This window comes from Neorhizobium sp. DAR64872/K0K18, from assembly GCF_050500175.1.
In the GTDB taxonomy this organism is placed as follows: domain Bacteria; phylum Pseudomonadota; class Alphaproteobacteria; order Rhizobiales; family Rhizobiaceae; genus Neorhizobium; species Neorhizobium soli.
Genome location: NZ_CP191446.1, coordinates 2501 through 23267, shown reverse-complemented (window position 1 = coordinate 23267; position 20767 = coordinate 2501). Strand labels below are relative to the sequence as shown.

General features: G+C 59.7%; 14 protein-coding genes, 1 tRNA gene and 2 rRNA genes. 10 read left to right on the top strand and 7 right to left on the bottom strand.

Annotated features, from left to right (window positions below; translation table 11 throughout):
• Positions 1-132: 132 nt before the first annotated feature.
• Positions 133-1821: a chemotaxis protein gene (locus ACQY1P_RS05495; RefSeq protein WP_430255587.1), complete on the bottom strand. Its 1689-nt coding sequence runs from the start codon at positions 1819-1821 to the stop codon at positions 133-135.
• A gap of 349 nt (positions 1822-2170) precedes the next feature.
• Between ACQY1P_RS05495 and yghU the strand changes: the two genes are divergently transcribed.
• Together yghU and ACQY1P_RS05485 are read left to right on the top strand one after the other, a co-directional pair.
• A complete protein-coding gene (gene yghU, locus ACQY1P_RS05490) occupies positions 2171-3070 on the top strand; it encodes a glutathione-dependent disulfide-bond oxidoreductase (RefSeq protein ID WP_430255585.1) in 900 nt (299 codons plus the stop codon).
• Between the two features lie 36 nt (positions 3071-3106).
• The gene (locus ACQY1P_RS05485; RefSeq protein ID WP_062454259.1) at positions 3107-3484 is read left to right on the top strand and encodes a hypothetical protein; all 378 of its coding nucleotides are present in this window, start codon (positions 3107-3109) and stop codon (positions 3482-3484) included.
• A 76-nt stretch (positions 3485-3560) separates the two neighbouring features.
• Here ACQY1P_RS05485 and ACQY1P_RS05480 read toward each other — a convergent pair whose 3' ends face one another.
• A complete protein-coding gene (locus tag ACQY1P_RS05480; RefSeq protein WP_430255583.1) occupies positions 3561-4679 on the bottom strand; it encodes a mandelate racemase/muconate lactonizing enzyme family protein in 1119 nt (372 codons plus the stop codon).
• 29 nt (positions 4680-4708) lie between these two features.
• Positions 4709-5701, bottom strand: a complete 993-nt coding sequence (locus tag ACQY1P_RS05475) for a GntR family transcriptional regulator (RefSeq protein ID WP_430250713.1) — start codon at positions 5699-5701, stop codon at positions 4709-4711.
• A 110-nt stretch (positions 5702-5811) separates the two neighbouring features.
• Between ACQY1P_RS05475 and ACQY1P_RS05470 the strand changes: the two genes are divergently transcribed.
• From ACQY1P_RS05470 to ACQY1P_RS05435, 8 genes are all read left to right on the top strand, one after another.
• Entirely contained in the window at positions 5812-6912 is a 1101-nt protein-coding gene (locus tag ACQY1P_RS05470) for an Ldh family oxidoreductase (protein WP_430255581.1), read from the top strand.
• Between the two features lie 63 nt (positions 6913-6975).
• On the top strand, positions 6976-7689 hold the full coding sequence (locus ACQY1P_RS05465; RefSeq protein ID WP_092664076.1) for a FadR/GntR family transcriptional regulator: 714 nt from the start codon (positions 6976-6978) through the stop codon (positions 7687-7689).
• Between the two features lie 65 nt (positions 7690-7754).
• Positions 7755-8726, top strand: coding sequence for a sialic acid TRAP transporter substrate-binding protein SiaP (locus tag ACQY1P_RS05460; protein ID WP_062454264.1), 972 nt, complete (start codon positions 7755-7757; stop codon positions 8724-8726).
• A 70-nt stretch (positions 8727-8796) separates the two neighbouring features.
• Positions 8797-9375: a TRAP transporter small permease gene (locus ACQY1P_RS05455; RefSeq protein WP_062454265.1), complete on the top strand. Its 579-nt coding sequence runs from the start codon at positions 8797-8799 to the stop codon at positions 9373-9375.
• Between the two features lie 4 nt (positions 9376-9379).
• Positions 9380-10786 (top strand): TRAP transporter large permease, encoded by a 1407-nt coding sequence (locus ACQY1P_RS05450; RefSeq protein WP_113109244.1) that lies wholly within the window; start codon positions 9380-9382, stop codon positions 10784-10786.
• Between the two features lie 73 nt (positions 10787-10859).
• Positions 10860-11924 (top strand): L-idonate 5-dehydrogenase, encoded by a 1065-nt coding sequence (locus tag ACQY1P_RS05445; RefSeq protein WP_430255580.1) that lies wholly within the window; start codon positions 10860-10862, stop codon positions 11922-11924.
• Complete coding sequence (uxuA, locus tag ACQY1P_RS05440) at positions 11921-13120, top strand: mannonate dehydratase (protein ID WP_430255578.1); 1200 nt, start codon at positions 11921-11923, stop codon at positions 13118-13120. The genes ACQY1P_RS05445 and uxuA overlap by 4 nt, the downstream gene beginning before the upstream one ends.
• Positions 13117-14526 carry a mannitol dehydrogenase family protein gene (locus tag ACQY1P_RS05435; protein ID WP_430255576.1) on the top strand — a complete coding sequence of 470 codons (1410 nt, stop codon included), beginning with the start codon at positions 13117-13119 and terminating at the stop codon, positions 14524-14526. The genes uxuA and ACQY1P_RS05435 overlap by 4 nt, the downstream gene beginning before the upstream one ends.
• A gap of 91 nt (positions 14527-14617) precedes the next feature.
• Here ACQY1P_RS05435 and ACQY1P_RS05430 read toward each other — a convergent pair whose 3' ends face one another.
• The 4 genes from ACQY1P_RS05430 to ACQY1P_RS05415 form a co-directional block, all read right to left on the bottom strand.
• Complete coding sequence (locus ACQY1P_RS05430) at positions 14618-16204, bottom strand: gamma-glutamyltransferase family protein (protein WP_430255574.1); 1587 nt, start codon at positions 16202-16204, stop codon at positions 14618-14620.
• Positions 16205-16657: 453 nt separating this feature from the next.
• Positions 16658-16734, bottom strand: a tRNA-Met gene (locus ACQY1P_RS05425).
• A 258-nt stretch (positions 16735-16992) separates the two neighbouring features.
• Positions 16993-17107, bottom strand: a 5S ribosomal RNA gene (gene rrf / locus ACQY1P_RS05420).
• 222 nt (positions 17108-17329) lie between these two features.
• Positions 17330-20294, bottom strand: a 23S ribosomal RNA gene (locus ACQY1P_RS05415).
• Positions 20295-20767 lie beyond the last annotated feature (473 nt).

Below are 20767 nucleotides of genomic sequence, written 5' to 3'. Positions count from 1 at the left end.
ATGGGGCGCTTCGTCAAATGAAGGCGGTCACATGACAAAGGCCCGGCGAAAGGTCAAGGTCCAGCGGGTATTTAATCGGTCTGACTTGGAGGCCGTCGATGCCGATGACACCTGAAAACAGCGTGTCGTCACTCATGCAACCGAGACGAGGGACGTTTCGCCAAGGGGTGTGGTTCCCATGATCTTCGCGTGCAGTTCACGTTCCAAACCCATTGTGTAAAGGGCGGAAATGCGAGCCCCGAGTTCGATGAGGGCAGGCTCGATGGCGGCCAGTGGCCGGGCGCTTGCGAAGGCTTCGCCCTCTTCCGTGCAGGCCCGCAAAACCTCACCAAGCTCAATCTTGAAATCAAGCCGAGCAAGCGAGGCATCGATTTCGCCGACGGCGGATCGGCTGTGTTCGGCAAGCAGCGACATTTCGGTCTCCCTGCGATCGCCGACAACGCGGATATTGGCGAGTGCCTGTTCGAGCCGAAGATCGAGCGAGCCGCCCGTATCTTCGCAGGCGCTGAGCTTTTGCGCAGATTCTTCCAGTATTCTGAGATGAACGAGGATCTTGTCGGCGGCACCATCCAGTTCGCCCGCGTAATTGCGCAGTTCGGCGGCAACCACGTTGATCGCCTTGCCCTGATCGCCGATCCTGCCGCAGCGCAGATTGGTATTGAGGGCCATGTAGTGAATATCGGTGCGGACCAGTTGCACGACGCCGATGCTGGTGACGAGCTCGCTTACGGTCTGGCCGGTCGACCGGCTGAGTTCCGTCGCCTCGCCGGCAACGGCTTCGATCTGGCGAACCGCTTCGCGCGCAACGCCGACGCCGGTGTCGAGCTGGCGCATGGCGGCGGCGCCGCCCTGGCCTTCTGCCATCGTTTCCCGGATTGCATCGATCTTCTGGAGATCTGAACGGAAACTCGCCACGCTTGCGACGATCTTTGCCGTGTCACGCTCGAAATGATCGATGGACTGCCTGAGCTGATGGGAGACAAGCCTCCGGATGACAGCGGACAGGTTGTCGCGCTGAGGATTGGTCAGCGGCGTAGCGTCCGGTGAGGCCAGAAAATCGTCGAGGAGCGTGAGCGTTGACTGACAATGCTCGATCCTCTGGCGGGTTGTGTCGCCGATCTGCATGGCAGACAGCGTCGAGGCGAGCTTGGTCTGGATGCCGCGCGCGATTGCCCGGACGCTTGCGGCCTGTTCGATCATCGATCTGCGATTGAGAGCGATCGCCTCGCCGCCGTTCGACAGTCCTGCTGCGATCTGCGGGATTGTGTCCTCGTAGGAGCTTACAATCCTCTTCCCTCTTGTGATCAGGGAACCCAGTCCCTGGCCGAGATACTGGACCTTGTCCGAGAAATCATTGACCTGACGGGTGCCGTCCTGAATCCTTTGCAGGATTTCCTCAGCAAATCCTGCAAAGTCGGCAATTCCGGCGCCGGTGATCTTTGCAGTAACTGCAAAGGTGCGCAGATAGCGCAGGGTTTCCTGCATGTCCTCGGCATGGCCCTTCAGGTGCCCCTGGGCGTCGGAAATGAGGGTGAACTGGACCTGTCGGCCTTTCTCGTTTTCGCTCAGCTGAGAAAGCCGCGCGACCGTCTGGGTGAGCTCGAACAGGGATGCGTTCGCCGTTTCTTCGTCGAGCGAGCTCTCGGCCTGATCGAGCGAGGCGACCAAGCGGTTGAGAACGTCGAGAATGGAAAGAAGCGCTCGTCCGCCTTCGGTGAAGCGTTCCTCAAGGCGCGAACGGGCAGCGTCCAGCCGCGCGGCAAACGCCGAGGCGTCTGCGGAAACACCCTCTTCTATCGATACGACCGCTCTGACTGCCATGTCCACCACCTTTTCCAGCTTCGCCGCAACGTTGAGTTCGTCGCTGGAAAAACCGTTCGCCCTGTTTGTTGTGGGACACGTCTCCGCCTGAAGCAGGCACGGGTGTCCTCGAATAGCTGGACAGTGCCGGTGCAACGGTTAACTGAACAAGAACCGATCGCGGAGTTGCGTGTACGTGGTTAACCATTGCCGCTCGTTCGGAACACGATGGTGCAGCATAGAGAGATCCTGACCAGCACCAAAAAACGCGATACGATGGCGCTATAAAACGGGAAATCTCTTCTCGTTTTTCCTATATCGCAGGCATCGTTCGTATTTTAAGAGCAATTTTTCAGGAAGGACCGCCCTGATGACCGAGAAAACTCCTGCCGACAATTTTCCTGCCGGCTACGAGCCGCCGAAGATCTGGACCTGGGAAAAGGGCAATGGCGGCCAGTTCGCCAGTATCAACCGCCCGATCGCCGGCCCGACGCAGGACAAGGAACTGCCGGTCGGAAAGCATCCGCTGCAGCTCTATTCGCTGGGCACGCCGAACGGCGTCAAGGTGACGATCATGCTGGAAGAGCTTCTGGCAGCCGGTCACACGCAGGCCGAATATGATGCCTGGATGATCAATATCGGCAAGGGCGACCAGTTCGGCTCCGGCTTTGTCGACATCAATCCGAACTCGAAGATCCCCGCACTTTGCGACCATGCGCCAAAGGATGGCGGCAAGCCGCTGCGCGTGTTCGAGTCCGCCTCGATCCTAATCTATCTAGCGGAGAAGTTCGGCGCCTTCCTGCCGACCGATCTGCGCACCCGCACGGAAACGATGAACTGGCTGTTCTGGCAGATGGGCTCGGCACCGTTTCTCGGCGGTGGGTTCGGGCATTTCTACGCCTATGCGCCGATCAAGATCAAATACGCGATCGATCGCTATGCCATGGAGACGAAACGCCAGCTCGACGTGCTCGACCGGCATCTTGCCGACAACCGTTATATGGCGGGCGACGAGTATACGATTGCGGACATGGCGATCTTCCCCTGGTACGGCACGCTGGCGCTTGGCCAGGTTTACGGCGATGCAGGTGATTTTCTCGAGGTAAAGAGCTATGAGAACCTGCAGCGCTGGACGGCGGAGGTTTTCGCACGGCCTGGCGTCAAGCGGGGTCGCATGGTCAACCGGACATCCGGGGAGCCATCCGAGCAGCTGCATGAGCGCCACGACGCTTCGGATTTCGATACGAAGACACAAGACAGGATCGGCTAAAAGCCGGTCAGCCGCATAGGACTTGAGGATACGAACATGGCAAACCTGCCTGAAATGACCAAACACCGAGGCTTTCCGGGCGGGATGCCAAGCACGGGGGTGCAGTTCACCATCCGCCGGGCCAATCCGAAAGGCGTGACGCCGATCAAGGCTCTGCCGCGCAGGGCACGTCCCGGCACGAAAGAGCACAAGATCGACGGGGCCTTTCTGCATGCGCTGTGGCATCACTTCGGCACCGAACCCTTCGAGCGCGGCAATCTCGATGCCGCGCGTCTGAGCCTTCTGTTCGGGCGCGAAGTGCTGCCGGCCGACAAAACGTTTGATCCGCTTTCCTATGAGGCGATGCTTGTCATCAACGAAAAGCTGGCGCGGCAGAACTTTCCGGAATCGTTCGAGAATATCTTCGAGATCTGAGATCGACCGTATTCGCTGCTGTCGACGATCAACTAGATAAGGCCGCTGGCGATTGACGCCGGCGGCCTTTCTGCATCTAGCCGAGGCTCTTGCCGTATCGCTCGAAGCTTTCCTTCAGCACCGTCGTGCTGGCGCCTGGCTGCTGCGGCCGGCGGTAAATGCCGGCATCGACATTGGACGGTTCCTCGAAGTGATCCTTGATCCAGGGAATGTATTCGAGAATGGTCGACGCGGGATGCCAGTAGCTGAGATGGACGTGAACCTGGCTCATCTCGCCTGCATGCGGTACGACCGGCAACCGGTGGGCCAGTGCCAGATCCGCAACCTGGATATATTCGGTGACGCCACCGAGACGCGTGACGTCAGGCTGGACGTAGGACACGGCACCGGCTGATATGAACGCCCGGAACGCATCAACGGTATAGAGCTGCTCGCCAAGCGCGATCGGGATCGTGCTGCTTCTCGCAAGGGCCGCATGTCCGGCAATATCGTCGTACCAGAGCGGCTCCTCGAACCAGTAGATATCGAGATCGCGGGCCCGCTCGCAAAACCGCTGGCAAGTGGGAAGATCCCATTTGCCATTGCCATCGATGGCGATCCGCACGTCTGGGCCCAGCCGCTTGCGCACCGCTTCCAGGCGGCGCACATCGATATTGGGATCGTCATGGCCGACCTTGAGCTTGATCCGGGTGAAGCCTTCTTCCTCCACGGCGCGCGCCGACCCGGCCAGCAGGTCCTCCAGCGAAAACGACAGCCAGCCGATATCGGTATTATACGCCTCGAGACGATCGGTTCTTGCGCCACCGAGCAGGCTCCAGAGCGGCACGCCTGCCTTCTTCGCCTTGAGGTCCCAGAGCGCCACGTCGACGGCAGCGAGTGCCAGATGAGTGATCCCGGCGCGGCCGACCCATTGCAGGGACGGATAGCGTGCCAGCTTGGTCCATAGACGCTGATGTTCGTTGGCATCCTCGCCGATCAGCAGCGGCGCGTAGCAATCCCTTATACAGGACGTGATCAGCCGGTCGGAGGCGATATGGGCATGGGTGCCGGTAAAGCCGTATCCCTTCAACCCGTCGGTGGTTTCGATCACGGTGCCGACGACACCCCAATGGGTGATGCTGTGGGTGCTGTCGGAAATCGAGTCCGAGGTCAGCGGCAGATGCAGGATGAATGGCTGTACGGATTTGATCTTCATTCTTGGGCTCCTCCTCCCGGTGGTAGACATCAGTCTGTTTTGACGTGCCCCTGCCGCTCCAGATAAGGCAGGTCAGGCAGGGCGATGTTTCGCGATGCGGCAGCCCCAATGCGGGCGATTGCGCGGTCGCGTGAGATCCGCAAATGCCTCTCCAGCGCATCGCATGCGGCGCCGATATCGCCGGAAGCGAGCGGCGAAAGCACGTCCAGATGCTCCAGCAGGAATGGCTCGCCGTCATAGCCGGTGGTCTTCGGCTGATAGAGAAAATGGTGGGCGACCAGGATCGCCTGCGGCAGGCTGATCGCCTGCATCAGCGCGCGGTTGTCGCAGTATCCGAGAAGCTCCGAATGCAGCTGATGTTCGACGCGGTCGAGCATGTCGCCGGTAACCGTCTCGGCAGCGGCAACCGCCTGTTCGACGAACTCGATGCATCCCGTCACGTAGCCATCGGGCAGGTGCGCAAAGGCCTGCGCGAGCGCCAGCGGTTCCAGCACCCAGCGCAGCTCGTAGAGCTGGCCGATATGGACAGGCGTCAGGCCCGGCGCCAGCCAGCGGCCGGCATCGTCCTTCAGCACCACGCCGCGTTGCTGCAGCCTTGCCATCACGTCCCGTGCTACGGTTCGGCTGACACCGTGGGCTGCGGCAAGCGCTGCTTCGTTGATACGCCAGCTGGCAAGCGAGGTGCGGGAAACGATCTCGATCTCGATCTGGCGGTAGATCAGTTCCCAGCTCGACAGGAAATGGATCTTCTCGTCGGAGCCGGCAGGATGGTCCGAGGGCGCGACGGGCGCGGCGCCGCTTTCCGAGGACAGGATCTGGTATCCCCTGCCCGGGACGCGCTGCATCAGGCCTCGCAGTTCAAGCTCGCCCAAGGCATGGCGCGCTGGCGCCCGGCTGATGCCGAAGCGGTCGGCAAGGCTGGTTTCGGTCAGATACGTGCCGGCAGACAGCGCACCGGAGGCGATCTCGGATGCCAGTATCTCGCACACACGTTGATGAAGCCTCGGGGACGGGCCAGCCATTCGGGTCTCCAGGACATGAAACGCAATCGATCGAAATCGCAGTGCATGGATTGCATCTTCCAAATCGGATGTCTAGTGTAGACAAAAGACATTGTGGAGGATGTCCTGACATGCCGACTGGGAATGACAGAGCGTGCGTTTCGCTTGTGGAGCTCGATCGCTTCTGCCGCGAGGTTCTTCTGGGATGCGGCGCCGACGCTGCGACGGCAGACGCTGCAACGCGGGCGATGATGCACGGAACCCGCCATGGCGTGGATAGCCACGGGGTGCGTCTTCTCGACCATTACGTGACTGCGCTTGAAGGCGGGCGCCTCAACAAGGTGCCGAAGCTAAAGCCCGCTGGCGGTTTCGGGGCGGTGGAGACGCTGGACGCGGATCATGCGCATGGCGCACTCGCGACCTATACGGCGATGGACCGCGCAATCGCGCTCGCGCGTCAGTTCGGCATCGGCGCTGTGGCGATCCGCAACAGTTCGCATTTCGGCCCGGCCGGCGCCTATGCGCTGGAGGCGGCCCGCCAGGGCGTGATCGGCTTCACCTTTTGCAATTCCGACAGTTTCGTGCGCCTGCATGAGGGCGCATCGCGCTTCCACGGCACCAACCCGATTGCCGTCGGCGTGCCGGTGAAAGGGCAAGATCCGTGGTTGCTGGACATGGCAACCAGCGCCATTCCCTATAACCGCGTTCTGCTCTACCGCAGCATGGGCACGACCCTGCCGCAGTCGGTCGCGTCAGATGTTTCGGGCATCGACACGCTCGATGCGGACAAGGCCGACATGCTGGCGCCGCTCGGCGGCGAATTTGGCTTCAAGGGCGCGGGTCTTGCCGGGCTTGCGGAAATCCTCAGCGCTGTCGTGACCGGCATGAGCCTGAGTTTCGACCTCGCCCCGATGGGCGGTCCAGATTTTTCGACGCCGCGTGGTCTCGGAGCCTTTGTCTTTGCGATCCTGCCGGAGGCGTTCGGCGATCGGGAGACGTTCGATGCGGGCATGACACGCTATTTGGACGCGTTGCGAAGTTCTCCGGCCCGCGCGGACTGCCGAGTCATGGCGCCGGGCGACCGGGAATGGGTGGTTGCGGCGGATCGAGAAGCATCTGGCGTCACGCTCGATCCGGCAACACACGCCGCTTTCGAAGTTCTTGCGGGTCGCTACGGGGCGCAACTGCCGGTTTTGGAGATGCCGGCACAGTCACAGGTTGATGGCACTTGACTTCCCAAAATTGGTAAGACAATCTGACCGCATTACGCGTCGGGAGAACGCGTGGAGGACACCATGTTCGTCGCCCTTGAGCCGCGCCGCCTTTACAGGCAGGCCGCGGAACAGCTTCGTACGCTGATCGAAGCCGGAGAAGTCCGGCCCGGTGAGCGTCTGCCGGCCGAGCGTGAGCTTGCCGAGCGCCTTGGCGTGTCCCGCCCCACCATTCGCGAAGCCCTGATCGTGCTCGAAGTCGAGGGTCTGATCCAGATCCGCATGGGATCCGGCGTCTATGTCAGCGCCAGATCAAACCGGCAGCCGGAAATCCTTGCCGCCGATGACAGCGATGGTCCTTTTGAAATCCTGCAGGCGCGCTGCCTGATCGAGAGCGCTATTGCCGAAGAGGCAGCCCGCAAGGCCGACAGCGAGAGCATCGCAAAGCTCAATTCGATCCTTGCGGAGATGGAGGGTTCGCTCGACGATTCGCACCAGGCGCTGGCGCTGGACCGGGCGTTTCATACGGCGATTGCGGACATGATCGGCAATTCGGCGCTCAACCGCTTTACCGGCCTGATCTACGACAAGCGGCTGTCGCCGTATTTCACCAAGCTGGCCAGCTATTTCGAAGGCCCGCACACCTGGAAGGCAGCACTCGAAGAACACAAGATCATTCGCGACGCGCTTGCGGCGGGCAACCCCGCCGATGCGCGCGAGGCCATGCGGCAGCATTTGACGCTGTCGCAGAAGAGATTCTCGGAAAGCTTCGGAGAGGAGCCGACGAGGAACGACTGATCCGACCGCGAGGAGGCGGCGGATCGAGACGATAGTTTGAGATTTCAATTCGGGAGGAGAAAGTTATGTTGAAGTTTACCACTATTTTAGGTGCCGCCGCCGTCGTCATGGCGTCGGCAATCGGCGCACAGGCGCAAACAGCGCTCAAGTGGGCGCATGTCTATGAGACCTCGGAGCCGTTCCATACGGAATCCGTATGGGCTGCAGGCGAAATCGCCAAGCGGACCGAAGGTCGCTACAAGATCGACGTCTTCCCCGCGTCGCAGCTCGGCAAGGAAGCCGACATCAACCAGGGTCTGAAGCTCGGAACGGTCGACATGATCATTTCCGGCTCCAGCTTCGCTGCCCGCGATTACAAGCCGATCGGCGTGACCTACTTCCCCTACATCTTTCGCGATCCGGCGCACCTCATCGCCTATGTGAAGAGCGACGTCTTCAAGCGCCTCTCCAAGGGCTATGAAGACAAGACCGGCAACGTGATCACAGCCGTCAGCTACTACGGCACGCGCCATACGACATCCAATAAGCCGATCGAAAAATGCGCCGACCTGAAGGGCGTCAAGATGCGCGTTCCGGACGTTCCGGCCTACCTTGCCATGCCACGGGCCTGCGGCGCCAACACCACGCCGATCGCGTTTGCCGAAGTCTATCTCGCCCTGCAGAACGGCACGGTCGACGCCCAGGAAAATCCGCTGACCACGATCGAGGCGAAGAAGTTCTTTGAAGTCCAGAAGAACATCGTTCTGTCCGGTCACATCGTCGACCATCTCAACACGGTCATTTCCAAGAGCCGCTGGGCAAGCCTGTCGGACGAAGACAAGAAAATCTTCACGGAAGTGACGCAGGAAGCCGCCACCCGCACCACCAAGATCATTGAGGAACGCGAAAAGGCGCTCGTCGAGGACTTCAAGAAGCGCGGCCTCAACGTTGTTGAAGTCGACAAGGCCGACTTCGAAAAGACGGTGCTCGAGAAGGTGACCTTCGAAGAGTTCGGCTACGCGAAATCCGATTGGGAAGCCATCCGCGCCATCAAGTAACGCGGATCACGCCAACGTTCGCGCGGCTCGCAAGAGCCGCGCCTTCCCTTCGTGAAACTGGATCGGATCCATGTCGACATCCCCGGAAATCCACACTCAGGTGACCCCTGAGGAGCTTGCCCATACATTCGACGAAGCGCCCGTCGATGTGGACCTTAAAATCTATGCCTTCGAGGACTGGGTCACGCTTGCCCTGTTCTGGGTGATGACGGGCTGCGTCTTCCTGCAGTTCTTTACCCGTTACGTCCTCAACGACAGCTATGCCTGGACAGAGGAAATCGCCGTCAATTGCCTGATCGGCGTGGTTTTCCTCGGTGCCGTCATGTGCGTGCGCATGTCGCGCCACATTCAGGTGGACGTTCTCTATCACTACCTTCCGCCGCATGTGACGCGCATCATGGCGACGTTGGTCGACATTATCCGGGTCGGTTTCTTTGCCTACGGATCATGGCTGATGTGGCGGTACATGGAAATCGTCGAGGGCGAGGAGATGGTCACCGTAAACCTGCCCCGCAACATCGTCTTCTACAGCGTGCTGGTTGCCTTCGTGCTGATGCTGCTGCGCTCCATCCAGGTTTTCGTCGCCAACATGCGCCGCGGTTATTCGGTGCTCGAGCGCCCCGAAGAATTCCAGAACGCCGAGGATTGATTTCATGCTGCTGCTTATCGGTTCGTTTCTTCTCCTGATGGTGCTGGGTCTTCCGGTCGCCATCTCCATGGCAACCTCGTCGGTCCTCTACATCGTCTTTTACAATGTTGCGCCTGACATCATCGTCGCGCAGCGGCTGATTGCCGGTGTCGAGAGCTTCCCGCTTCTGGCTGTTCCCTTCTTCATTCTGGCCGGCAACCTGATGAACAGCGCCGGCGTGACCGGCCGCATCTACTCTTTCGCAGTCGCGCTGGTCGGCTGGATGAAAGGTGGTTTGGCGCAGGTCAACATCATCGGTTCGGTCATCTTTTCCGGCATGTCCGGAACAGCGCTTGCCGACGCTGCCGGCATCGGCACGATCGAGATCAAGGCGATGAAGGACCACGGCTATCCGATCGAGGCCGCCGTCGGCGTCACCGCGGCATCGGCAACGCTTGGTCCTATCTTTCCGCCATCGCTGCCCTTCGTCATCTACGGGATGATGGCCAACGTTTCGATCGGCGCGCTGTTCATGGCCGGCATCGTGCCGGGCGTCGTCATGACGGTGCTGATGATGCTGACCGTTGCCATCTTCGCCTATGTGAAACGCTGGGGTTCCGATACGCCGTTCAGCTGGAGGAATATCCTCAGCGCATCGACGGAAGTCCTTGTTGTGGCCATGGTGCCGCTTGGTATCTATCTGCTGACGCTGATGGGACTGTCGCTCAACCTGTCGATCCTGATCGCGCTCGTCGTGCTTCTCGCCTGCGACTGGTATTTCGACTTCTCCGCCGTCATGGCGCTGATGACCCCGGTCATCCTGATCGGCGGCATGACGATGGGTTGGTTCACGCCGACGGAGGCAGCCGTTGCCGCCGTGCTGTGGTCGCTGTTCCTCGGCCTCGTGCGCTATCGCACCATGACCTTCAAATCGCTTGCCAAGGCAACCTTCGACACGATCGAAACGACGGCCTCCGTGCTGTTCATCGTGGCCGCGGCCTCCGTCTTTGCATGGCTTTTGACGGTCAGCCAGACGGCGCAGCTTCTGTCTACGGCGATCACCAGCCTGACCGACAGCAAGTGGGTGTTCCTGATCCTCGTCAACCTGTTGATGCTGTTCGTCGGCTGCTTCCTCGATACGATCGCCGCGATCACCATCCTGGTGCCGATCCTGCTGCCGATCGTGCTTCAGTTCGACATCGATCCGGTGCATTTCGGTCTGATCATGACGCTCAACCTAATGATCGGGCTGCTGCACCCGCCGCTCGGCATGGTTCTGTTCGTCCTGTCCCGCGTCGCGAAACTGTCCGTCGAGCGCACTACGATGGCCATCCTGCCCTGGCTGGTGCCGCTGCTGCTCGCACTGGTGCTGATCACCTTCGTGCCGGCAATCACGCTGTGGCTGCCGACGGAAATGGGCCTGATCCGCTGATACCGACACACATTCCGCGTCGGGCAACCGGCGCGGAATGACCGATCGAAACGCATGAAACGAGGCTATCCCCATGCTTACCCGCGTCGTCCGCCTGCATGGCAAACGCGATCTCAAGGTCGAGAGCGAGGGTTATAAAGCTCCTCGCCCCGGTGAAGTGCTCCTGCGCATGGCGATGGGCGGCATCTGCGGCTCTGACCTGCATTATTACCAGGACGGCGGCTTCGGCCCGATCCGCGTGCGCGAGCCGATCATCTCCGGCCACGAAGCATCCGGCTTCGTCGAAGCGATCGGAGACGGCGTTTCCGGTCTCAGCGTCGGCACCCTGGTCGCCGTCAATCCTTCCCAACCCTGTGGCCAATGCCACTATTGCAGTCTCGGCCAACCGATCCACTGCCTCGAAATGCGGTTCATGGGCAGCGCCATGCGCCTGCCGCACGAACAGGGCATGTTCCGCGATCATCTGGTCGTGCCGGCAATGCAGTGCCATCCGGTCTCGGCAGATGTTTCGCCAGCCGAAGCCGCCTGCGCCGAACCGCTGGCAGTCTGCCTTCATGCAGTTTCCCAGGCCGGCGATCTCAAAAACAAGCGCGTGCTGGTGACCGGCGCTGGACCGATCGGCCTTCTGACGGTCGCAACCGCCCGGTATGCAGGCGCTGCCGAGATCATCGTGACGGATCTCGCCGATGCAGCGCTTGCCCGGGCGCCCGCCATGGGCGCGACCGATACGGTCAACGTCGCCGAAAACGCGGAAGCGCTTGCGCCCTATCTCGAAGGCAAAGGCACGGTCGATGTGGCCTTCGACTGCTCTGCCGCCGGCCCAGCGCTTCGCACCGCTCTTGCAGCCCTGAAGCCGCGGGGAACTCTTGTTCAGGTGGGCGTGACGGGAGACGTGACGATCCCGCTCAACATGCTGGTCGGCAAGGAAATCAACTGGCGCGGTTCGCAGCGCTTCGATCGCGAGTTTGCAGAAGCGGTCGATCTGATTTCGCGGCGCGCCATCGATGTGCGGCCAATCCTTTCGCATACCTATCCACTCGAGGACGCGGTGAGCGCTTTCGAACAGGCTTCGGACCGGTCCGTCGCCTGCAAGGTGCAGATCGCACTTTTCGACCATGAAACGGGAAGAACAGAATGAAGCATACCTGGCGATGGTTCGGACCGGTCGACAAGGTCTCGGTGAGGGACGCGGCGCAGGCCGGCGCGGAAGGCATTGTCAGCGCCCTGCATCACATCCCGACAGGGGCCGTATGGCCGGCCGACGAGATCGAGAAGCGACACGCGGAAATCAAGGCTGGAGGTCTTTACTGGGATGTGGTCGAAAGCGTGCCTGTCTCGGAAGATATAAAGACCCAGACCGGCGACTGGCGCACCCATGTCGCCAACTGGCAGGAAAGCCTGCGCCGCCTTTCGCAAAGCGGCATTCGCACAGTCTGCTATAATTTCATGCCGGTCCTCGACTGGACCCGGACCGACCTGCGCTGGGAAACGCGGCACGGCGCAAAGGCAATGCGCTTCGACCTTACCGATTTCGTCGCCTTCGACATCCATATTCTGAAGCGACCGGATGCGGCCGCCGATTATCCGGAAGCCCTGCAGGACAAAGCGGCGAGGCGCTTCTCCGAGCTCGCGGACGACAGGATCGCAGCACTCGGCCGCAACATCGGTGCCGGGCTGCCGGGCTCGGCGGACGGCTACTCGCTCGACCAGCTTCTGGAAAAGCTGAGGACTTACCACGGCATCAACCGCGAAAAGCTGCAGTCGAACCTCGTCGATTTCCTGTCGCAAGTCGTGCCTGTCGCTGAACAGGTGGGGATCAGCATCTGCGCTCATCCGGACGATCCGCCATGGCCGCTGCTTGGCCTGCCGCGGATCCTTTCGACCGAAGACGATTACGCCCATATGCTCAAAGCAGTCGACAGCCGCGCCAATGGCGTGACGCTGTGCTCCGGCTCGCTCGGCGCGCGTGCGGATAACGATCTCCCCCGGATTGCCGAGCGTTTTGCCGACCGCATCCATTTCGTCCATCTGCGCAATGTGACGCGCGATGAGGACTCCTTGCCCTGCTCCTTCTTCGAAGACGAGCATCTCGAAGGCGGTACCGACATGGTGGCGGTCATCGCCGCCCTGTTGAAGGAGGAGAAGCGGCGTCATCGCGAAGGACGTGAGGATCACAGGATTGCCATGCGGCCGGACCATGGTCAGGAGATCCTCGACGATCTCACCCGTGGCGCCCAGCCGGGCTATCCGGCGATCGGCCGGCTCAAGGGTCTGGCGGAACTACGCGGCATCGAGCGCGCGCTCAGCCATCCGGAATTTGGAGCAAGAGAATGACCCTGCAGAGACTTTCATCCGCGACGGTGTTGCCTGAAACCGTGACCGGTCCGACATTCGACCGCACGAAACTTCGCCCCGGGATCGTGCATTTCGGGCTCGGTGCCTTTCACCGCGCCCATCAGGCGGTCTATACGCAAAAGGCGCTCGAGGCGGAGTTTGGCCCCTGGGGCATCGTTACGGTCAATCTGCGCTCGCCGGAGCCGGTCAAAGCGATTGCCGAACAGGACGGGCTCTACTCGATCACCGTGCGCGACACCGAGGGCGATCGTTCCGAGGTGATCGGTTCGACCGTCGACTGGATCTGCGCTGCGGACCAGCGCGATCAGGTTCTGGCCTATCTCGCCAGCCCCGACATCCGGATCGTCACACTCACCGTCTCCGAAAAGGCCTACGGGCTGCATCCGACGACAGGCGGCCTCGATCCCGATCACCCCTCCGTTGCCGCGGATCTTCAAAACCCGCAGGCGCCGGTCGGCCCGATCGGTTTCATCGTCGAAGGGCTGGCGCTTCGCCGCAACCTGGATGTCGCGCCGTTCACCGTGCTCTGCTGCGACAATCTTCCGTCCAATGGCAAGATCCTGCGGCGGCTGGTGCTCGACATGGCAAACCGGCGCGACCCCGCTCTTGCCGAATGGATTGCCGAGAACGGTGCATTTCCCTCGAGCATGGTGGACAGGATCGTGCCTGCCGCCACGGAAGAAACCCGGCAGCGCGCATCCCGACTGCTCGGCGTCGAAGACGCACTGGCGCTCGATACGGAGCCGTTTCTGCAATGGGTGATCGAAGACGAGTTCGTCTCCGGCCGACCGCAATGGGAAGCCGCCGGCGCCCTCTTTGCCGTCGATGTCGAGCCCTATGAAAAAATGAAGCTGCGGCTTCTCAACGGTTCGCATACGCTGCTTGCGCATCTGGGCCTGCTGGACGGGCTGGAATGCACCCGTGACGTGATGACGGTCGAACGGCATGTTGCGGATGTCGAGCGACATCTCAACACCGTGGTCAAGACGCTCGACCCGGTGCCGGGAATCGACCTGTCGGCCTATATCCAGCAGCTTCTGCAACGCTTTGCCAACCCGACGATCGCGCATCGTTGCGCACAGATCGCGATGGATACGAGCCAGAAGATCCCGCAGCGGATTTTTGGTCCCGCAGCGGAGGTTCTCGCCGAGGGCGAGGATGGGGCGGCCTATGCGCATGTCGTCGGCGTGTGGCTGGCGGCCGTTTGCCGGCTACAGGACTGCAACGATCCGCGCCGCGACGAGCTTCTCTCCGCCGCTGCACGGAGTTCGGACGAGCACCCCTCGGCCCCGTTTTTCGAGATCCCGGGCCTGTTTCCGCAGGTTCTGATCGATTCCCAGGCATGGCGCGCGCTGGTGGACGCGGAAATGAAACAGTGGCGCTAGGGCGTTCCTCTGTCTGCTAGAACGACAAAAAGCCCGCACTCGGCGGGCTTTTTGCACTTCTGAACGACGGTAACGGAATACGCCGCCATGGCTAGAAGCCGAGCGCCATGCCGTCCTTGCGGCTGTCCGACCCGCCCTCGAGCAGGCCGTCGCGGATGCGAATGGCCTGACTGCCTCCGATCGGGCTGGTGACGATCTTCAGCACATGGCCCCTCGCTTCAAGATCTGCCCGCACCGCCGGGCTGACGGTGGGCTCGAGTTCCAGCACGCCGCCGAAGCCGAAACTGCGCGGCACGTCCATGGCCGCCTGCAAATCGAGACCTCTGTCGATCACGCCCGACAGGAAGGCCGCATGACCCGCTGCCTGGTAATGGCCGCCCATCACGCCAAACGGCATCACCGTTTTGCCATCCTGCGTCACCATGCCGGGAATGATCGTGTGCATCGGGCGCTTCGACGGGCCGATCGCATTCGGATGCGCCTCGATCAGCCGGAAAGACGCGCCACGGCTGTGGAACAGCACGCCGGTCTTCGAGTCGAGACGCGTCGAGCCGAAGGGATGGAAGATCGAATTGATAAAGGAAATCGCGTTGCCCTGCGTATCGACGACGCAGAGATAGATCGTGTCCTTGTGTTCTGGCTCGTCCCACAGAACCGGCGGCAGTGCCTTCTTCATGTCGATACGGCTGCGGAGCGTCGCAACGACTTCGTCGGACAACAGCTGTTCGGCAACGCCCGCGCAATGGTCGGGGTCTGCGATCAGGGCGTCGCGGTGATGATAGGCGATCTTGGTCGCCTCCGCGTGCACATGGATCCGATCCGCCTCGTCCATGGCGGCGAGATCGAAGCCTTCGACGATCTTCAGGATCAGCAGCGCCGCCAGCCCCTGTCCATTCGGCGGGCACTCGTGGACGTCGAAACCCTTGTAGCTGGCGCTGACCGGATCCACCCAGTTCGCGCCATCCGTGCCGGCCTCGAAATCCTCGAGCGTGTGCAGACCACCGAGCGAGCGCAGATGGGCAACCATCTTTTCCGCCGTTTCCCCTTCGTAGAAGGCGGCAGCCCCGCCTGCAGCAATCTCCTCGAGGCGGTCTGCCAAAAGCGGCTGACGGATGACATCGCCTGCAACGGGCGCCTTGCCTTCAGGCAGAAACACCGCAGCGGCGTGGCTGTCGCCGGCGATGACTTTTTCATTGCCCTTCCAGTCCATCGCGACACGAGGCGTGACGGGAAAGCCGGAACGCGCATAGCCGATCGCGCGCATGAACAATTGCTCGAGCGGTAGAGTTCCATGGTCGGTGTGGAGACGGCACCAGGCGGAAATGGCACCCGGGACGGTGACCGAATGCGGGCTTGTCTGGGGAATCTCGCCGTTTATGCCGAGCTCTGTAAGGGCTGCAACGGAGGCGGCGGCAGGCGCGCGGCCCGAACCGTTGAGCGCCTTGACCGCACCGCCCGCAGGTGCGTAGAGCGCAAAGCAATCGCCACCGATACCGGTCATCAGGGGATCGACGACGCATTGGACGGAGACAGCCGCAATCGCTGCGTCGACAGCATTGCCGCCATCCTGCAGGACTTCCAGACCGGCTGCGGTGGCGAGCGGATGCGACGTGGCAATCATCGCGCCGGTCGACAGGGTCGACGGGCGCCTTGCGGAAAAGAAATCGAAATCAGACATGTCATTCCTTTGTTTCACTGACAGCCTGTCATGGCCTCAGCGCCTACGGGTCCAAACGTCATCATATTCGGAGGGGATGTCGGTCAGCGGCAAACCTTTCGGCAGCCCGCCGCCCTTGGACGGTAACCTCCATCAGGCAATCGGCTTGCACGATAGTGCAGCGAACGGCAAACCTGCAACCTCAAGGAAGGAAAGGCGGTCTCGCAATTTCGTTTGAGCACTGAAACCTGCGCCCGTGCAGATTTGTCTTAAGCCCTGGCAGAGGCTAGCAACACGAGCGTCGCTCGAAGAGTTGTCAGGATTGTCTGAGGAGAAGCCCAGCAAACCCGATCCCATCCGGCGTCACCCGTCTTTGGCGGACACGGCGTATCGGCCGTCGATGCGGTTCGGTCAGGCTACAAACGCAAAACACCCGCAGCTTATGGCTACGGGTGTTTTTCGATAATGATGATTTGGTTGCGGGGGCAGGATTTGAACCTGCGGCCTTCAGGTTATGAGCCTGACGAGCTACCGGGCTGCTCCACCCCGCGCCAAGCGAATTTGGCATTGCCAAATTTCGCGTCTGCGCAAACCGCGTTGCGGTTTACGTGTAGTGCCGGAGCAAATCCGAAGGATTTGTCTCCTGTGAGGGACGCACCGGCTACAGACCGAACGTCCCATTATTTCGTTAAACCCCAGCAACGACAAAAGGCCGCTTTGGGAGCGGCCCTTGGTTTGGCCAGGGGCCGGTTTGTTATGTGTGAGAAGATTGTTTGGTCCATCCTTATGGATGGCATTGCCTTTAATAGACCTGGCAGCGACCTACTCTCCCGCGTCTTAAGACGGAGTACCATTGGCGCAGGGGTGTTTCACGGCCGTGTTCGGAAAGGGAACGGGTGCAGCCACCCCGCAATGACCACCAGGTCGATTAAGGGCAATGTATGCGTGGCAATGGGCGACCATTGCAACGCTTTATCGAGAAGCTGGCGGAGGCGAACCCCCTTTTGTCTTAGTTGAACACGTCTTTGGTGCAACAAACCGGACGAACACTGACGTGTTCGCCGGGCCCGTCGCAAAGGCTTTCGCCTTCGCTCTGTCAGGACCAACGCTCACGCGTTGGCCTTGAGATGAGCATAGTCAATGAGAACGATGAAGCCAATCGGGCTATTAGTAAGGCTAAGCTTCATGCATTACTGCACGTCCACACGCCTCCTATCAACGTGGTCGTCTTCCACGGCCCTGATAGGGAATACTCGTTTTCAGGTGGGTTTCCCGCTTAGATGCCTTCAGCGGTTATCCCTTCCATATATAGCTACCCTGCTATGCCGTTGGCACGACAACAGGTCCACCAGAGATATGTCCATCCCGGTCCTCTCGTACTAGGGACAGATCCTGTCAATATTCCTACACCCACGGCAGATAGGGACCGAACTGTCTCACGACGTTCTGAACCCAGCTCACGTACCGCTTTAATTGGCGAACAGCCAAACCCTTGGGACCTGCTCCAGCCCCAGGATGCGATGAGCCGACATCGAGGTGCCAAACAACCCCGTCGATATGGACTCTTGGGGGTCATCAGCCTGTTATCCCCGGCGTACCTTTTATCCGTTGAGCGATGGCCCTTCCACGCGGGACCACCGGATCACTATGACCGACTTTCGTCTCTGCTCGACTTGTCAGTCTCGCAGTCAGGCGGGCTTATGCCATTGCACTCGACGACCGATTTCCGACCGGTCTGAGCCCACCATCGCGCGCCTCCGTTACTCTTTCGGAGGCGACCGCCCCAGTCAAACTACCCACCATACACTGTCCCGGATCCGGATAACGGACCGCGGTTAGACATCCATGACGATAAGGGTGGTATTTCAAGGATGGCTCCACGAGAACTGGCGTCCCCGCTTCAAAGCCTACCACCTATCCTACACATGCCGACACGAATGCCAGTGTAAAGCTATAGTAAAGGTGCACGGGGTCTTTCCGTCTAACCGCAGGAACCCCGCATCTTCACGGGGAATTCAATTTCACTGAGTCTATGTTGGAGACAGCGGGGAAGTCGTTACGCCATTCGTGCAGGTCGGAACTTACCCGACAAGGAATTTCGCTACCTTAGGACCGTTATAGTTACGGCCGCCGTTTACTGGGGCTTCAGTTCAAAGCTTGCACCTCTCCCTTTAACCTTCCAGCACCGGGCAGGCGTCAGGCCCTATACGTCGTCTTTCGACTTCGCAGAGCCCTGTGTTTTTGATAAACAGTCGCTACCCCCTGGTCTGTGCCACCCCTTTCCACTTGCGTAAAAAGGGGTCACGCTTCTTCCGAAGTTACGCGTGCAATTTGCCGAGTTCCTTCAACATAGTTCTCTCAAGCGCCTTGGTATGCTCTACCTGACCACCTGTGTCGGTTTCGGGTACGGTCTATACGGTGGAGCTATTTCCTGGAACCGCCCCGCTGCACATCCAATCCAATAAGGAGGTACAACTTACGCGATCCGTCACTACCACCAGGCCCACGAATATTAACGTGGTTCCCATCGACTACGCATTTCTGCCTCGCCTTAGGGGCCGGCTAACCCTGCTCAGATTAACTTTAAGCAGGAACCCTTGGTCTTTCGGCGAGGGGGTCTCTCACCCCCTTTATCGTTACTCATGTCAACATTCGCACTTCCGATATCTCCAGAGGCCCTCACGGGTCCTCCTTCACAGACTTACGGAACGCTCCGCTACCACATACACTTGCGTGCATATCCTCAGCTTCGGTGCATGGCTTTAGCCCCGTTACATTTTCGGCGCAAAGACCCTTATTTAGACCAGTGAGCTGTTACGCTTTCTTTAAATGATGGCTGCTTCTAAGCCAACATCCTGGTTGTTTTGGGATCCTCACATCCTTTCCCACTTAGCCATGACTTGGGGACCTTAGCTGGAGGTCAGGGTTGTTGCCCTCTTCACGACGGACGTTAGCACCCGCCGTGTGTCTGCCGACTAGTACTCCTCGGTATTCGGAGTTTGGTTAGGATCAGTAAGACGGTGAGTCCCCATAGCCCATCCAGTGCTCTACCCCCGAGGGTATTCGGTCGACGCTCTACCTAAATAGATTTCGCGGAGAACCAGCTATCTCCGAGTTTGATTGGCCTTTCACCCCTAGCCACAAGTCATCCCAATCTATTGCAACAGATGCGGGTTCGGCCCTCCAGTTGGTGTTACCCAACCTTCAGCCTGCTCATGGCTAGATCACTCGGTTTCGGGTCTAATGCATCTAACTAAATCGCCCTATTCAGACTCGCTTTCGCTGCGCCTACACCTACCGGCTTAAGCTTGCTAGATACACTAAGTCGTTGACCCATTATACAAAAGGTACGCCGTCAGGCCCCTTACTAAAAAGAGCGCCCTCCGACTGCTTGTAGGCATCCGGTTTCAGGTTCTATTTCACTCCCCTTGTCGGGGTGCTTTTCACCTTTCCCTCACGGTACTTGTTCGCTATCGGTCATGCACGAGTACTTAGGCTTGGAGAGTGGTCTCCCCATGTTCAGACAGGATTTCACGTGTCCCGCCCTACTCAAGGACAATGTCTGTTCTACGCTTACGGGGCTATCACCCACTCTAGCCAGGCTTTCCAACCTGTTCAGCTTTATTCAACATTGCCACTGGCCTGGTCCGCGTTCGCTCGCCACTACTTACGGAGTCTCGGTTGATGTCCTTTCCTTCAGGTACTTAGATGTTTCAGTTCCCTGAGTTCGCTTCTTACACCCTATGTATTCAGGTGTAGATACCTTATTAGCGATATCTAGAAACCTCTTCTGCTGAACCCTCGAACCCGGTATTGCCGGGTCTGTTCTGTCCTCACGCTGTCGCGACCTTGCGGTCGCTGCGCTGCGGACGGCGCGCCAAACTGTTGGCGACGACCTAAAGGTCTGTATGGGAAGTCCCACGCAAACCGTTCAGAACATTAAAGGTGTCTAGCAAAACAGATTTTCTAGATATCTAAGGTGGGTTGCCCCATTCGGAGATCCATGGATCAAAGCTTATTCGCAGCTCCCCACGGCTTTTCGCAGCGTATCACGTCCTTCTTCGCCTGTGCATGCCAAGGCATCCACCAAATGCCCTTAAAACACTTCATCGTTCTCATTGCCAATGCTCATCAATATAGCTCGCTCCAGAAGAGCAAGCGGAAGGGCTACCTTTTACAACCCAACCTTCTCATGATGCCATCAACGTGTTCGATCAGGCCACTTTATTGGAACCACGCCGAGCGGTTCACTTGTGTCCTGATCTTTAAGACCAGCTTCTCGAGATTAAATCCGGGTCCGCGCGGTTAGCAAACGGACATCAATAAGTCGTCAGAGGTGGTTTAGGGCAAAGCCCCAAAACACCAACAACGACCGACCAGAGTGACATGCTTCCTACCTACTCCAGCTCTTCCTCCAGATCCGACCGGCTAGGTCATCCTTGGTATCATCAGAACCGGGCTCGGACATCTTTGGGTCAAAAACCCAAAAATACCTGGAAGCATCCAGATCAATCTTCTCTTCACAATTTTGCAGAACAGGCAGCACTCCTAAAAGTGATGCAAACTTTATTTTCTTCAGAAGAC